The organism is Spiroplasma corruscae, assembly GCF_002237575.1.
In the GTDB taxonomy this organism is placed as follows: Bacteria; Bacillota_I; Bacilli_A; order Mycoplasmatales; family Mycoplasmataceae; genus Spiroplasma_A; species Spiroplasma_A corruscae.
This window is the reverse complement of sequence record NZ_CP022535.1, coordinates 760,176-777,365: the sequence shown is the minus strand read 5'-3', so window position 1 is coordinate 777,365 and position 17,190 is coordinate 760,176. Positions and strand designations below refer to the sequence as shown.

The following is a 17,190-nucleotide window of genomic DNA, read 5'->3' as shown; positions in this document are numbered from 1 at the left end:
AATATGAAAAAATTATTAGCAGTATTAGCAGGTGTAAGTTTATTTGCAACATCTGCTTCATCAGTAGTTTCTTGTGGTGACAATAAGAACTCAATAGGACTATTAATATCAAATTTCAATAATGATTATTTTCAAAATATGATGAACGCAGGGAAAAGTTATGCCAATGAAAAAGGATATCAATTAAATACATACGATTCTAAAGCTGATGTTAGTGGTGCTACAGACCAAACAAATGTTCAGTCATCTATGACAAAAGGTGATAAAGCAATAATAATAAATCCAGCAAATGTAAAAAATAACAAGGCAATTAAACCTGCTTTAGATGAAGATATACCTGTAATAAATATAGATACAGAATATGAAAGTACTATATCAGATAGGGGTGCTGCTGCATTTGTGTCAGAGCAAGAAAAAGCAAGTCAAAAAATGTTTCAAGCAATTTATAAAAAAATATATGGTGAATTACCAAGTGAATCTAATAAAAAAAATAAAGTTAAAGTCTATGCGATGTGATCTAATCAAGATAATGATGCTGAACGTAAAAGATTTAAAGGATTTGTTTTAAACAATGAAGATTGAATTGAAATCGTAAATAGAAAAAATACTGGTTCATATAATCAAGGAAGTATTGCGAAGGGTAATGAAAATACAGGAGATGCTGCTGGTGACGTCCTAACAAATGAATGAGCTGGCGAATACTCAGCTTCAAAAGCGCATGTGATTTGGGCAGGAAACGATCCAATGGCATTAGGGATGAAAAAAGCAATTGACTTATCAGAATCATATAAATCTTGATTCACTAGTAAAGTAGATGAAAAGGATGCTGGATTTATTGCTGGTTTTGATGGTTCAAACGATGTTGCAAAAGATGTCGCTGCTTGATCAAGCACTTCAAGAAATCATATATACATAACTGTAAAACAAGAATACAAAAAAATTGTTGAAGCAGCCATTGATAAAGCGATTGAATTAATTGATGCAAAAGAAAAGGATGCTACAAATCCTGCTAAACAGTTCACAAATGCAACAGAAGTTGATGCAAGTTTAATATTTGCACCAGGTGAAGAAAAATAATTTAATATATATTTTTAATAGAAAGATTATGTCTTTCTATTTTTATTTTTTTATAGATACTTATTAAACTAAGGAATATAAATATTTAATACTTCTTTCATTTTAATAATTATTAATCTAAAATAGATTATTAATAAAAAATTGTATAAATATTTATTAATATTCTGTTACTTATATAATAAAAATATGTTTGTAAATTGTAAATAATATATAACTAAATACAAGAATTCAATATCAACTTATTATATTTTTCTTTTATATTTCAATAAATATTAATTAATATATTTTTGTGCTTAATATATTTTTGTAGGATGCGAATTAATATGTTTTCTCTTTTAATAGTAAATTATTTCATAAATACTACTACCCTCAATTTCAATAATGTTAAAAATATCATTAACATCAAATAATATATTTGTTATCATATTTTTTTATAATACATGCTTTGTTTTAGGTTTTAAAAATAATATTCATATCTAAAAAGTATGAATTTCTTTTCAATACTCATGTATAACCATAACTAACAATTTTTATTCATCTATATTAAAAAAATTATCATTTCTGCAATTTTTTTAACAGATAATTAATCGGAATTGATATGATTGAAAACAGTACATTATATTATTTAATTAGTATTGGAAAATATTACTGTGTTCTTTGATTCTTTCAATGTTTTTCTTTTAATTATATATGGTCATATTTTTGTAGTGTGCAAAAAGTACACGCATTGAATTTTTTTCTTTTATTAATGAAGTTGTTATAGTTTAAAATTTAAAGAATAAAAAATAAATTACAATGAATTAAAATCTATTATTTTCCTTTGAAATCTCTATTTATTTTAGTTCTAAATACATTATACTTTTTTTCATTTCATTTAATCTTGAATTTAATAAAAATTTTTAATATATTTGATAAACTTTTGTTATACATATACCAGAGATTAAAATTATTAGCATATTTGCCTACGAAATTGTTATATGCATTTTAAAATATTTTATTAATTAATTATTTTATGCTCAGGACTCTAAAATAACACCAAAGTTTTACCACATTCCTTAATATAAATATGTGTGTAAAATGGTGCATAGGCAAAACTTTTATTTTAAATTTAATTAACTAAATTTTAGTTTTTATTTTCCTAATACAATACCTTTTTAAAAACATTCTGTAGTTAAAATAATTATCCCTATAAAGTTAACAAATTATTAATAAGTACATTATTATTTTTTACTTTTTGTTGTACAATTGTTTTTATGAATAAAAGCACTAGGAGAAAAATTTCTATATAATCAAGTTTTATATAGGTATATCCTAAAAATCATACAAATAGCTTTCAAAAGTTTTAATATTATTTAATTTATTTAATAGTTATCTAACCACTTTCATTCTGTCTGTTTAGTTATGCATAAATTAGTTTTTTTTATAAGACCACAACTCATTAAATTATACTTGTGTTATAGTAGCTTGTTATTTATACAAATATAACAAACTAACTATAGTTAGAAATTGTGATAATTATTTAACTTTAACTTTTTTCAGCTTAAATTAATTATTATTTAAATGTATAATAAATTATAGAGTTAAATTATTAGTTTAGTTTAACCAAACGGATGTATTATTAATTACCAAAAAAATCTTTTAAAAATTAAATCAAAGAATAATGTACTAAATGTTAATAATAAAAATTGACACTTATATTATTAGTTGTTTATAAAGTAATAATAATATAAGTATAAAAAAAATTACAACAACAAGGTTGCCGCAATCAACTTTAATAAGGTTATGTAGGGTATCTGACTATAAAGGTTTTTATAAACACATGCAAGACATTTCAATAATTAATTTAAGTCCTATTGTTAATAACAATGCATAATTATTAACATAATGATTTATTTGATAATATGGATTTTAAAAAATACTATTACATTCAAAAAAATAATTGTTATTAATTAATAACTTAATTATAAGTTGTTGATAAGTTAATTCTCTAAGTTAATAAATTATATATGGTTATATTGGCTCTAATTTATATAAAATTTTAAATTAAACTGTACTAAATTAATTTATGTAACAATAGAATTAAAATGAAAGTTTATCAATATTAAAATTATATATTTTAAATTAAATTTATTTCAAAAAATGAAAAAAAAACCTAATTATGAAAAATAATTCAGTTAATAGTATTAGAAAATATTAGTGTGTATTATTTTTGTTAAGTTATGCATACTAATATTATTAGCAAAATTATCGCAAATAAGTAAGATGTTATAAAGCTATATTTTATTAAATTTTTAAATCAAATTTGATAACCTTTAATGTATTTAATAAATTTTACTAAGGTTCAAATAAAAAAAGGTAATATTAATAAAATACATATAAAAATAATTAATAATTTTATAGTCATATATTTACCTCACAAGAAGATAATACATCAAATAATAATTAAAATAGGAGAAAAATAAAGTATGAGTAAAAAAGTTTTATTAGCATGTGCCGCAGGACTGAGTACTTCAATGATGGTGCAAAAAATGAAAGAAGCTGCAAAAAAACAAGGATTAGATTATGAAATCTGGGCACAACCTGTTTCTACTGCTATATCTAAAGTTAATGAAGTTGACTATGTTCTTTTAGGTCCACAAGTTCGCTATGAACTAAATAGATTTTTAAAAGAATCAAAAGAAACTCCGGTTGAAGTAATAGATATGAAAGCATATGGAACAATGAATGGTGAAGCAGTTATTAACGCCATTAAGGATAAAATTAAGTAATGTTTTCAATATTTAAAAAGAAAGATAAAGATACTTTTATTAAAGGTAATTCAAATTTAGGTGTAATAGATAATATTAAAAGTTATTACACTAAAAAAAACATATTTAACATATCATATCCATTTGATAGGTGCTTTTATGGAATCATTAAATTATCATTTAGTACTTTTAAAAGTGGTAATTGAAGAAATATAAAGGATATTAATGTAGGAGATATATTTAAGTCAAAAGTTAGCCGAAATAAGTTTACAATTACTGAACTGAAAATGTTTGAAGTATATGAAATAAAAACAATAATTGATGATATTGAGTATTGAACAAGGTTTGAAGTTAAAAAAATTAAAAATAATAAAACACAAGTTAACTTTTCTGAATCATTAAAGTTTCCAAGAGCAATTTATGGTTTTAAAGGCACTATTGCAAAAATGAACTTTAATAAAAATTTTGATAAGAAAGCTAAAGAAATTGTTTTAAGAATACATGAGGAAGTGAAGAACATTGATATCAATTCAGTTTAATAAGCAAAATAAAAAAAATATAAATTTAATAACAATAAAACAAACTGAGTCGAATTCCTTACAATTTTTTGATAATTTAAATATGTATGAACTATCTTTAAATTACACAGAAAATATTTCAGAAGTTTATGAAAGAATCGGTTCAATAAAATTAAATAAAAAAGATGTAGTACAATTTGATCTCAATTATGTTAGAAATAAAAACAATGACTCCCTAATTTTTATAATTGAAACGATTTATAAAAATTATTGGAACTTATATACAAAAAAAACAAATCAAAAAAATTCAGATATTAATATCATATTTGTATCAGATGACATTGATAATTACATTGATACTATTATTCAAATAAATAATTTAGTAAAAGTTGTTTATGAATCTAAAAATTTAGCTGATACGGATTCATATGATGATGGTACTCCAATTGGATTCATAAATAAAACAAAAAACTTATTAGATTTAAAAGATAAAAATGTAACTGTTAGCATACTTAACAATGATGATATAGTTAAAAATAATTTAAATTTAATTGCAGCTGTAGGTGCAAATTCAAAAAATGAATCTCACCTATTAGAACTAAAGTATAATAATGACTCAAATAATGATTATATTTCATTAATTGGAAAAGGAATAACTTTTGATGCAGGAGGATACGCATTAAAGTCTAGTGAGTCAATTAGAACGATGCGATTAGACAAATGTGGAGCAGCTATTGTTGTTGGGGTATTTAAATACTTAGTTTATACAAAAGCAAAAATTAATTTAGTTTGTGTAATACCATTAAGTGAGAACATACTCGGTAAAAATTCAATACTACCAAGCCAAGTTATAAAATCATATTCAGGAAAAACTGTTCAAATAGATAATCCTGATGCTGAGGGAAGATTAGTGTTGGCTGATTCAATGAGCTATGCACAAGATAAATATAAATGTAAAGAAATAATAACAATCGCTACTTTAACTGGTTCAATCACAATAACATTAGGAAAATATATGACCGGTTTATTTACTAATAATTATAAACTAGCAAATAATTTTAAAGAGATTGTTGATAAGACTGGCGATGAGGTTTGGTTATTACCAATTCATCGAGAAAATAGAAAGTTAGTTCAGGGTGCTGAATTAGGAGATATTACTAATAGTCCAATAAAATCAAGACATGGTAGTTCTTCACAAGCAGCAGCGTTCTTGCAAGAGTTTGTATTACCTAATACTGATTTTATTCACTTAGACATTGCTGGAACAGCTGTTATTGATAATAGATCTAGTGGGGTAATGGTAAGAGGCTTGATTAGTTATTTATTAAAAAAATAAAGGGGGGATTTTTAATGGGTAAGAATCGTAAAATTAAACCGGAAGGGAAAGGTGCCAAATATTGATTTGATGAAAAACTAATGCCAGCAATGACAAAGTTTGCAAGTCAAAAACATTTAACAGCCATTCGTGATGCATTTGGAATCTTAACACCAATAATTATTGGTGGGTCCATAGCTTTTCTTTTAGGAATACTTATATTTGGGGCTGGAGGTAATACACAAACCTCTCTACTAGGATTACTTGCAAAAGCGACTGGTAATGTAACAATCGAATATGCTTCAGGTACTAATGCTGAATCTTGAGTATTAAATGGTTCTTGAAATGTAGTAAGTGAAATTGGTGAAAAGATTTTTCAAACTATATTCGATTATAGTATGGGGACTTTCTCAATTATGATTGCTTCGATGTTAGGTTATATATATGCAGAAAAAAGAGGTTTAAAAGACCCAATGTTTGTTGCTATCTTTAACTTAGTGTTATTCTTAATAACTGCGGCTACTTTTACAAGTTCTGGTAAATATTTTAACTATTTCTTCGATTCAAAAGGAATGCTTGCAGCAATAATACAAACATTCTTGGTCATTGAATTGTATAAATTCTTTGCAAACAATAAGAAGTTATTAATAAGAATGCCAAAATCAGTACCACCAATGGTTGCGACAGGTTTTTCATTATTAGTTCCAGTTGCAATGGTATTAATAATTGTATCAGGGATTAATACTGCGGCCTGATCAATTGGTAAGTATACTAATTGAGATATTACTAGCAGTTCTGGAAGTGTAATATTAGCTGGTGGAGAATATGGTTTAGTAGGTTTATTCTATAAAGCTGTTTCTGCACCAATAACAGCAATTATTTCTGGAAATAATGTAGGACTTGGTTTTGGAATGCTTTATCAATTTTTAGTAGGATTCTTTTGATTTTTTGGATTAAATGGATCTTCAGTTGTGAATGGTGCATTCTTACCATTCTTATTACAAATGTTTGTACAAAACGCACAAGCATTTGCAAGTATGGGATATGATGCAGCTGATGCAGCAGGAGAATTAGGGGTTGTAAATATTCAATTTTTAGAAAGTTATTCTCAAACAACAGGTTGAGGACACACTGGTGCCTTATTAATTGCTATTGCTATATTTGGTAGAGTGCGTGAACAAAAGGATGTTGCAAAATTGGCGGGAGTGCCAGCAATATTCTCAATAAACGAACCTGTAACTTTTGGTATACCAATTATGCTACACCCTATTTATGGAGTTGCAGCAATGTTTGCAATGCCGTTAACAACATTTGTTGCTTGGTTATTTGTAGGTCCATTGGGTTGAGTGAATAAATCATATATAATGGTTCCTTGAACACTGCCTCCAGGAGTTGGTGCTTTATTGTCAACTGGTCTTGATTGGCGAGCAATGGTGTTATCTTGGTTTTGCCTGGTCATAGCCTTTGTTTGATATATTCCATTCGTAATAATTGCAAATAAATATCATTTTAACTTAAATGTTAAATCATATATTGATCAAGGAATGGTTAAAAAAGATGCTATTCAAGCAGTATTAAATGACGATAAAGTCGCAAGAGAAGAGAGTTTAGCAAGAAAAGTTGCTAAAAAAGAACTACGAAAAGCTAATATAGCAGAAAGAAAAAGAATTAGTAAGTTACCAACAGAAGAAAAGGTATTAATATTACATGAATTAAAAATGGTTAAAAAACAAGAAAAATCATTAAGAAAACTAGATGAAAATATTAAAGTTATTACAAAGGCAGATAAAGTTTTAACTGTTGATTTAGTTGAATATGGTGGTTATAAAATTAGAATTAATGGTAAAACTGTTGCAACTGCTCTAAATGAAGAAAAAATGGATGATATGACAACTAGAATTGCAAAAGCGAATAATATAAATGAATATAAAGTAATTAATAAAGGTGAGATATTGAAAGTAGTAAAAGTTGAGGATTAAAATGAAATATGCATTTATAGGAACTTGAAGAATGGCATATGAATCCATTAGAGATAATATTAGTTTATTAAAAAAAGGTGATCCAAAAGGTGATGCTCTTGTTAGAGCAATTTCTTATATTGAAGATTTTCCATATTTTAAATCTGTGGGATATGGTGGACTTCCGAATGAAAATTGTGAAGTTGAACTAGACGCTGGTTTTATGAATGGAAATACTTATCAAGTTGGGGCAATTGCTGGTGTAAAAAACGTTAAAAACCCAATTAAATTAGCTAGAGAATTGTCTTACTCAAAATTTAATTCATTTCTAGTCGGAAATGGTGCAGAAGAATATGCAAGAGATAACGGTTTTGAAATGAAAGATATGTTAAGTGGTAGAGCAATTCAGCATTATGATTTAAAACTGAAAAAAATGAAGGAAAATCCAAATCTTTCTCCGTATGATGGTCATGATACTGTTGGAATGGTTTCACTAGATGTTGATAATAATATGTTTGTAGGAACTTCAACTAGTGGATTATTTATGAAGAAAAGAGGTAGGGTTGGAGACTCGCCAATAGCTGGAAGTGGATTTTATTGCGTTTCAAATATTGGTGGAGCAACTGCTACTGGTCTTGGTGAAGACATATTTAAAGGTTGTTTATCATTTCAAGTAGTTGAAAAAATGAGAAGTGGTGTTAGTGTTAAAGATGCTCCGCAATTAGTTATCAAGGAGTTTAATGATACATTAAATAAATATAATGGAAGTTGTGGTGCAATATCAATAGTTGCACTTGATAAAGATGGTAATTGAGGTGTAGGAACTAATTGTGAATTTTCTTTTGCTGTTGGTAATCATAGTCAAGAAGTAAAAATTTATTTAGCTAACCCTTCAGATGACTTAAGTAAAATAGATATTACCATCCCTTCTAAGGAATGGTTAGAAAATTATGATAAAAAAAGAAGGGAAAAAATTGAATAATGAATAAAATTGATTGAGAAAAGATTAGTATGACTATTATATCTAATGTTGGAGAGGCCAAATCAAATGCTATTCTTGCTATTGATGAAGCTGAAAATGATAACTTTAAAGATGCTGAAATTTTACTTAAAAAATCTGAAGAGTTAATGATATTAGCAGAACAAGAACATATGGAAGTTATTGTTCAAGAAGCACAAGGAATTAAACACCCTTTTAAATTGTTGTTCGTACATGCAGAGGATCAAATGCTTAATACTCAAACAATAATTATAATGGCAAAGAAATTAATTAATATATACAAAAAAATATCAAAATAAACTTGGATAAAATCAAGTTTATTTTATTAAAAAATAATAAAAAAAATTTTTTATTATTTCTAATAGTAATATTATTATATGAGCAAAGAAAAAATTACATATCATAGTATTGCAAAAAAAGCTGGTGTTGGTGTTGGAACAGTTTCAAGATACTTTAATAACTACAATATTTCTAATGAAGCAAAACAAAAAATTAAACAAGTTCTTGATGAAGTTGAATATGTACCAAATTATGCTGCTTCAACGTTGAAAAAACCGATCAAGGACGTATATTTAATTGTGCCATTTAATAGTGAAGAAAAAGCTAATATGGAAATTGTTAATGGAGTAAAGAACGCTTTAGTAAGAGAAAAAATAAATTTTTTTGTCTTTATCTCATCTGAATTTAGTGAAATTTACAAGGAAGATTTAAAAATCTTACAATTTAGAAACTCTTTTGGTTTAATACTTTTATTGCCTAAATTTACTACTAAAGAATTATATGAACAAATTGAAAAAATTAAAACAACTAAAGTAATTGTTTATAATAGAAAATTAAATAATGTTGATTTTGAAGGTATTAATGACGAAGAAATGTTTAAAGAGTTAGCTACATTAATTGATAATAAATATAATAATAAAAATATTGCTTTTATTGGATTGGATGACGAGGATTTAACAAGTGGTTTAATTAGAACAAAGTCATTTATAAATAATGTATATAATAATAATGTTTTTAAACATCAGTTAAAAGCCAACAATCATGAAAGTGTTTATGAAATAATAGAAGATATTATTAACAAAGATAAACCTGATATATTTGTTTGTGCAACACATACTATTGCATTATCGGTACATAATTATTTATTAGAAAATAATATAAGAAATAAATATATAGTAACAGATATAACTAGATTAGGTAAAACTCAGAATATTAAAAACTTTGACATTTCAATAATTATTGATTATGCCTCTCTCGGTTATAGAATTGGAAATAAATTATTAGGAAAAGATAGTAATTTGGAAAAATTATACAAAATAGTATAATTTTTTTGTTTTATAGTATATAATTGAATTGTTGGAAACGTTTCCAATAGAAAGGATTTTCTATGAGTAATAAAAAGAAAAAAGACGAGAAAATTGACATTGATTTTAAATCTTGATCTAATGAATTAGTTGAATATTTAGGTGGTAAAGAAAATATATTATCAGTTACACATTGTCTAACAAGATTAAGATTAGTTCTTAAGGATGAAACATTTGTTCAAAAAGAAAAAATTGAGGATTTAAAAGGTGTAAAGGGTTTATTTAGATCCTCTGGGCAATTTCAAATTATTATAGGAACACAAGTTGAAAAATTCTTTAAAGAATTTGTAATAATATCAGGTGTAGAAGCAGTTTCTAAGGAAGAAAATAAAAAAATAGCTAATCAACAACATGGAAACTGGTTTTTAAGAGCATTAAATTTTTTAGGAGAAGTTTTTATACCAATTGTACCTGTATTGGTTGCTGGTGGTATTATTTTAGGCTTTAGAAATATATTAGAAGCAGACTTTGATGGTTTTGTAATTGTAAAATCAGGGAAGTTTTGGCAAGGTTTAGATGATTTTTTATGAATACCAGCACAAGTGTGTTTTTGATGATTACCAGTGCATATATGTTGAAGTATCTTTAGAAAATTAGATGCAGATCAAGTTTTAGGAATTGTTGTTGGTCTATGTTTATTAGTCCCTCCATTATTAAATGTTTATGATGTTTCAAGTGCGGCTGGAAATAATAAAGAATTTGAATGAATTTGAGATGTAATGGGTAAATTAGAGAATGGTTCTTTTGATTGAGGATTTATGAAATATCCATGAAAGATTCAATATACTGCACAAGTAATACCAGCATTTGCTATTGGAATTACCGGAGCTTATATTAATAAATGAATTAAAAGAAAATCACCAGCAGTATTAAGCCAAATACTTGTCCCACTAGTAACAATACTTCCAACATTCACATTAGCAATGTTTATAATTGGTCCAATTGGATTCATATTTGCTTCTGTTATTAGTTTTGGAATCTCTTGATCATTTACTAATTCAATTGCAAAATACTTTTTTGGATTTATAATTGGATTAATATATGCACCAATTGTATTAACTGGTATACATCACTTATTTAATGCAGTTTTTGTACAAGATACAATTCAAAATGGTGGTAATTTCTTATTTATAGGAACTTGTGCGCAAGCTATTGCCCAAGGTAGTGCTGTGCTTGGTTGGGTATTAATTAATAGAAAAAATCCTAGATCTAAAGATGTAGGTATTCCATCAATTGTATCTGCTTACTTAGGTGTAACAGAGCCGGCAATGTATGGAATTAATTTAAAATACATGTATCCATTTGTTGCAGCTTGTATAGCAACAGGTTTAGGTTTAGAAATGGCTGTTATTTCAGGGGTTAGTTCAACTAATTCAGGTAATGGTGCTTGATTAGGAATCTTAAATGTACAAGTTCAGTCAAAAATAAATGGTGTAATTACATGACCTGGAACTGGTTATTTATGATTTATGATATCAATGTTAATAACAGCAGGTACTTCACTCGGTCTTACAATGTTATTCTCTAAATTTAAATACTTTAAAAAATTTAACATTGAACTAAAAGCAGCAGAATTATTAAAATAGAAAGGTAATTAAATGAAGAATGAATTTATCTACCAAATATTTCCACAAACCTTTTGTGAAGTTGGTAGTAAAAGAGGTATTGGAAATATAAAAGGAATTATTTCAAAATTAGATTATTTAAAGGCACTTGGTATAACTAGAATATGAATCTCTCCATTGACTAAATCACCATTTAAAGATAGTGGTTATGATGTTTCTGATTATTATAATATAAATAATATGTTTGGTAATATGGATGATTTCGAACAACTAATTATTGAATCAAAAAAAAGAGAATTGAGTATTATAATTGACATCGTATTCAACCACACTTCAAATCAACATAATTGATTTAAAAAAGCACTACTAGGAGATAAGAAATATTTAAATTATTACATTTTCAAAGACCCAGTTAACGGTAAGGAACCAACTAATTGAAAAAGTAAAATGGGCGGGTCAGTTTGAGAGTATGTTCCTAAATTAAATAAATATTATCTACATTTATTTGAAAAATCACAACCAGATTTAAATTGAAAAAATGAAGTTTTAAGAAAAGAACTTATAAATATATTAAAATTTTGAAGAGACAAGGGTGTTGATGGGTTTAGATTAGATGTATGTAATTTATATAGCAAACCAAAAGATTATAAAGATGATGAAATAGGAGATGGTAGACGATTTTATACCGATGGTGAAGAATTGGAAAATTATTTAAAGTATTTAAATTATGAAGTATTTTGTAGAGATAAAAATATATTTACTGTTGGAGAAGTATCATCAACAACCAAAGAAAAGTCATTTAATTATGCTAAAAACAATAATAATGAGCTTGATTGTATATTTACATTTCTTCATTTAAAAGTGGATTACTTTAATAATTATAAATGAACATATATGAAACCTGATTTATTACAGTTTTGAAATATGCAAAAAGAATGGCAATTATATTTTCAAGAAAATGACTCAAACCTTGCATTATTTATGAATAATCATGATCAACCCAGAGCTATTTCTAGGTTCGGAAATGATAAAAGTTATCATTATGAAAGTGCAACATCTATTTTTGGATTTATCTCATTAATGAGAGGTATTCCCTTTATATATCAAGGTGAAGAAATAGGTATGACAAATATGCATTTTGATAATTTAGATGATTTTAAAGATGTAGAAACTATCGGGAATGCAGAAGAACTTAAAAATACAATTAATAATAATGATTTATTAAATATTCTAAGATCAAAATCTAGAGATAATGCAAGAAGTGTTATGCAATGATCATCTGATAAGTATGCTGGTTTTACCGAAGCTGATAATATTAACCTTCATATTAATAAAAACTATATAAATATTAATGTTGATAAACAAAAAAATAATACTAAATCAGTATTATATTTTTATAAGAAATTAATTGATATTAGAACCAAGGACCCAATATTTGTCGATGGTAAAATAGAATTCTTTAAAGAACAAAACTTCGCTTATAAAAGAATGTTAGATTATAGAGAAATATTAGTATTAACAAATTGAACTAGTTGTAAAGAAAATATAAAACTAAAATTAAAACTAAATGAATGAAAAGTGGTATTAAATAATTATTCAAGTATTAATAATAAAGTACTTGAACCATATCAGTTAATAGTTCTTGAAAGGATCTAAATGAAAAAATCTAACGAAAGAGATAAAACCAAATTTACAATTAACTCAAGTGTAGCGGTGACACTGTTTTCTACTCTTTTGTTTATAATAAGTGCAATTTATATTAGTTTAAATTTAAAATTTGAGTATTGGTATTTATATATAACTATTGTTGTGTGTCAATTATTAGTTTCTCTCATTTATACTTGATATATATTGTGTAGAATCGATATATATGGTAGTGAATACAACACTAAAACAAATATGAAATTAATACTTGCTATAATATTTTTAGAATTATTATTTTTAAATGTATTTGCATTCATTTACGGGTTATATAGTTACATAAGAATATTTTATAGAACTAAGCAAATAATTTAATTATTATTAGTAAGAAATAAAAAACATCTATAAGAAATAATTATAAATATCTTTGTTATAGATATTTTTTTATCATTATAAAATATGAATTTAAGATCAATTTCTATACTATTTTTTCTATAATATTGAAAATGTATAGTTAAAGGATTTTAGTGAATAGTATTAGAAAAAAATGAAAATAATTTGATTACTTGTATTAAGTTTTTTGATAACTATTTCTTTGAATATTATATTTACTCGCTAGTTATTTTTTCTAATGGATACATTGTAGTATTATCTAGTTTATTTAATTTTGTGAATTAAAGTTAGATCAAGATTTAGACTATGTTGAATAGTTAATTAGATAGTTTTCATAATATGCTGTTATATATGATTTGGGTTAAAAAGTAGATTTAAATAACGTAATGAATAACATTTTAAATGGTGATTCAAGTACTTAAAATTAATATAATAAACATTGATAAAGGTATTACAACTAATTATAGGAATTTAGTATTTTGTAAACCATTAAACTAAAATAACAAAGATTAAATATTTTAAAACATCTTTAAAAGCAGATGAATAAAGGATATATTCTAAAAATGACAAACCTTAAATTATTTAGTTGATTTGGTTTTTAATTTTATCTTAAGAGAGCAAAAATATATTAATAAAATAGATAATTATGATGTTCAAATAAAAAAAGACTTATTAATGATAACTGATGTGGACTAATTTATCTAAAATAATTATATAATTTTATATTATGTTAAAAAAGTTCTAGGAGTATTGGTATAAATAAAGTGTTATCAAATGATTAAATTATAATAATATATACTGTCTCAAAAGATAATTCATACAAGTAACTTTAAAAACATAATTTAGAAAATTAAAAGTTATTTTTTATATTTTAAGTGAAGACTTAAGTTTAATAAATAGTATTAATTATTAAAACGGAATAACTAAACTTGGTATTGAATTAAACTAAAAGATAATATGTTTTTATATTCATAGGTTGTTTAAATTACCAAAAAATTAATTAAATATAAACGTTGCCTTTAAAAGGATTAACAATACTAATGATATTATAACGTAAAAGGTGTTTTGATAATTATACTGTAACTATTAGATTTGGTTTAGAAAATTAATTAAAGAAGCAGACTTCTATAATATTTTTACTTTAATAACTTAGTTTTTAATATAGAGTTGTTAATCTACAATGAAAGATATTTAATACAAGATATTACGAAAATGAAAGTTAATATGTATTTATTGCTTTCCTTGATGTAAAAGGGGATTGTACCATAGGTAAAATTTATTATTATAGATCTAGCACAATAGCACAAAGTATAACTATAATTAATGGGTTTGCTAAATTATAATAAACAAATTAAATTATTTATAAATTTATATAAAAAAATCTTACAATTAATATGAAATTATTTAAAATTTGTAAGGTTTTTTTCATATTTAAAATATTTTAATACTATTTTGAATATAAAATACTTGTATAGTTTATAAAAGGAGTTTGTATATGCATATTATAAAAAATGATTATTATTATTTAGCTTTTAATAAAATAATAGCCAATAAAATAATAAATAATCTTAAAGAAAAGAAATTATGTGTTATTGATTTTGAAGCATTCCAATTATATAAAAGTAAAAAAGCGCTTTATTCACATATAAATATTAATGACATTCCGTATACTGTCTGTCTTAATGTAATTGAATATAATGAACAAATTAAAGAATTTGTAAGTAGTAATGAAGTAGTATATCAGTTTAAAGATGATTGAAGAAATGAGAAAGAATTATTACTTAAACTAGAAGAAATGGCTATTTTCATTGCAAATCATATTAAGTCTTATAAAATTGATACATTTTTATTTATGTCTAAGTTTCTAGAGGTTAGTGTTTTAAATTTTTTCGTTGACAAATTCACAAGTATAAAAGAGTTGAATAAATATTTACTGATTGATACATATGATCTATATGATTTTTTTTATGATTCAAAAACATTTAACGTATTATCATATAAGTATAAACCTAGTGATATTATAAAATCTTTTATGGAAAAGTTCGGTGATGAATATAGTAATGAACAAATTGGTAAAGATGGAATGAAACATTTTGACAAAATAACAAGCGGTAAATCAAGCAATATATTGAATTTTGATAAGGTTATTGATCATAGTTATAACGATCTAAAAAAATGTGTTGCTTTAATAAATTATTTGAATTTATTAGCTAATTGACCAGATGATAAAATATTAAACAAAGATTTTTTATAATAAATCATTTTATATTTAAATTGATAGAATTTATTTCTAGATTATTAAATCCTATTAGTTTATATCTATTGATTTTTAGTCTTGTATATCATTATAGAAATTAGGTAGAAGTAAGCTTAATAGATCAAAGTTAAAATCATAGATTTTCATGCTGTTAAGTAAATACTTTAATAAGATATAATGAACAAATAAAAAATAATCTTTATTTATGTATGAAAAATGAGAAAACATTACAAAAGATTTATAGGTTAAGGTAGGGTCATAACTATTACTTATTTAAAATAAAGGCTCTAAAAGAATTCGATATTAACAGTAAGTTAATAATTTTAAATATAAATATCAAAGTAAGTCAAATATTAAAGAGAATATGTATTTCTAATGAATTAAAGGCAAAGAAAAGGAAAGATAGTAATTAAAAGGAAGAATTATAAGTTAGAAATACATTAAGATATAAATAATTAGAAAAGAAGTTTAAATTAGCTAGTAAAGAATTATTTGAAAGGTCAATTCCTCCTTGTAAACTACTTTAGTGATGAATATATTGAGATTGAGTAAGAAGTAAAAGAAAATGATAATAACAACAAAATTATATAATTATTATGCATGAAGCAAGCTTATTATCTAGCTAAATATTGAATTAGTCTAATAAAACTATTATTTATTTCGATGTAAAAAAAATATTCTAATTATAAAACTAAATTAATTTTATTAAACTTATCAATAATATAAAAGTAAATTTGAAGTTCTAACATTTTGGTTATTTTTCAAATAAAAGGTGTAAACAAATAATTAAATTAATTAATTATAATAATGTAACTAATAGCTTTCCAGATATTTAATATTAATTAATTACTAGATTTATAAAACCATAAATAATGAGTTTTTTAATTATTTATTATTTTTTATAAAAAAAAAGAAAACCCAATAAAATTAAAATATCCCTTTATAAATATACTAATAATATTATAAAAACTCACTATAACACAACTCATTTTAAGAGAAGTTAAAATTTAAAATCATTTAAAACGCTAAACAAGGTTGGAATAAATGGAATCAGTTTTAAATTAGGGTTCATAATTCAAAGCATAAAACAAAAATGAGTTGTATAATTTTATATGACCTAGATTTTAAATTATTGTTAGTTACAGAATTAAATAAATTGAAAACTCTATTAGTAATTAAAATCTTTAAGAATATATATAATTATTCATTAGAATCAAGTAAAAATATAATAATTCAGTCAGATACAAATTTGCATTTTTTGTTAATTAATCTTAATTATGTTATTAAACTAAAATTATAACTTATTAAAGGACAAAAAATAGTTTGAAGAATAATGACCCAACATTAAGAATGTG

The 17,190-nt window shown here is 24.3% G+C and carries 12 protein-coding genes; all 12 read left to right on the top strand.

Annotation, left to right across the window (positions count from 1 at the left end; translation table 4 throughout):
- Positions 1-3: 3 nt before the first annotated feature.
- Positions 4-1,077 carry a sugar ABC transporter substrate-binding protein gene (locus SCORR_RS03440; protein ID WP_094049168.1) on the top strand — a complete coding sequence of 358 codons (1,074 nt, stop codon included), beginning with the start codon at positions 4-6 and terminating at the stop codon, positions 1,075-1,077.
- A gap of 2,465 nt (positions 1,078-3,542) precedes the next feature.
- On the top strand, positions 3,543-3,845 hold the full coding sequence (locus tag SCORR_RS03430) for a PTS sugar transporter subunit IIB (RefSeq protein ID WP_094049164.1): 303 nt from the start codon (positions 3,543-3,545) through the stop codon (positions 3,843-3,845).
- A complete protein-coding gene (locus SCORR_RS03425) occupies positions 3,845-4,363 on the top strand; it encodes a DUF3284 domain-containing protein (RefSeq protein WP_094049162.1) in 519 nt (172 codons plus the stop codon). The genes SCORR_RS03430 and SCORR_RS03425 overlap by 1 nt, the downstream gene beginning before the upstream one ends.
- Positions 4,326-5,678 (top strand): M17 family metallopeptidase, encoded by a 1,353-nt coding sequence (locus SCORR_RS03420; protein WP_094049160.1) that lies wholly within the window; start codon positions 4,326-4,328, stop codon positions 5,676-5,678. The genes SCORR_RS03425 and SCORR_RS03420 overlap by 38 nt, the downstream gene beginning before the upstream one ends.
- 14 nt (positions 5,679-5,692) lie before the next feature.
- Positions 5,693-7,636, top strand: coding sequence for a PTS sugar transporter subunit IIC (locus tag SCORR_RS03415; RefSeq protein ID WP_094049158.1), 1,944 nt, complete (start codon positions 5,693-5,695; stop codon positions 7,634-7,636).
- A 1-nt stretch (position 7,637) separates the two neighbouring features.
- Entirely contained in the window at positions 7,638-8,597 is a 960-nt protein-coding gene (locus SCORR_RS03410) for a glycosylasparaginase (protein ID WP_094049156.1), read from the top strand.
- Positions 8,597-8,914 (top strand): PTS sugar transporter subunit IIA, encoded by a 318-nt coding sequence (locus SCORR_RS03405; protein ID WP_094049154.1) that lies wholly within the window; start codon positions 8,597-8,599, stop codon positions 8,912-8,914. The genes SCORR_RS03410 and SCORR_RS03405 overlap by 1 nt, the downstream gene beginning before the upstream one ends.
- 78 nt (positions 8,915-8,992) lie before the next feature.
- Complete coding sequence (locus SCORR_RS03400; protein ID WP_094049152.1) at positions 8,993-9,940, top strand: LacI family DNA-binding transcriptional regulator; 948 nt, start codon at positions 8,993-8,995, stop codon at positions 9,938-9,940.
- 62 nt (positions 9,941-10,002) lie between these two features.
- Positions 10,003-11,565 (top strand): PTS transporter subunit EIIC, encoded by a 1,563-nt coding sequence (locus tag SCORR_RS03395; protein WP_094049150.1) that lies wholly within the window; start codon positions 10,003-10,005, stop codon positions 11,563-11,565.
- 12 nt (positions 11,566-11,577) lie between these two features.
- Positions 11,578-13,200 (top strand): alpha,alpha-phosphotrehalase, encoded by a 1,623-nt coding sequence (locus SCORR_RS03390; RefSeq protein WP_094049148.1) that lies wholly within the window; start codon positions 11,578-11,580, stop codon positions 13,198-13,200.
- A complete protein-coding gene (locus SCORR_RS03385; RefSeq protein ID WP_094049146.1) occupies positions 13,201-13,560 on the top strand; it encodes a hypothetical protein in 360 nt (119 codons plus the stop codon).
- 1,513 nt (positions 13,561-15,073) lie between these two features.
- Positions 15,074-15,832 carry a hypothetical protein gene (locus SCORR_RS03380; protein ID WP_094049144.1) on the top strand — a complete coding sequence of 253 codons (759 nt, stop codon included), beginning with the start codon at positions 15,074-15,076 and terminating at the stop codon, positions 15,830-15,832.
- Positions 15,833-17,190 lie beyond the last annotated feature (1,358 nt).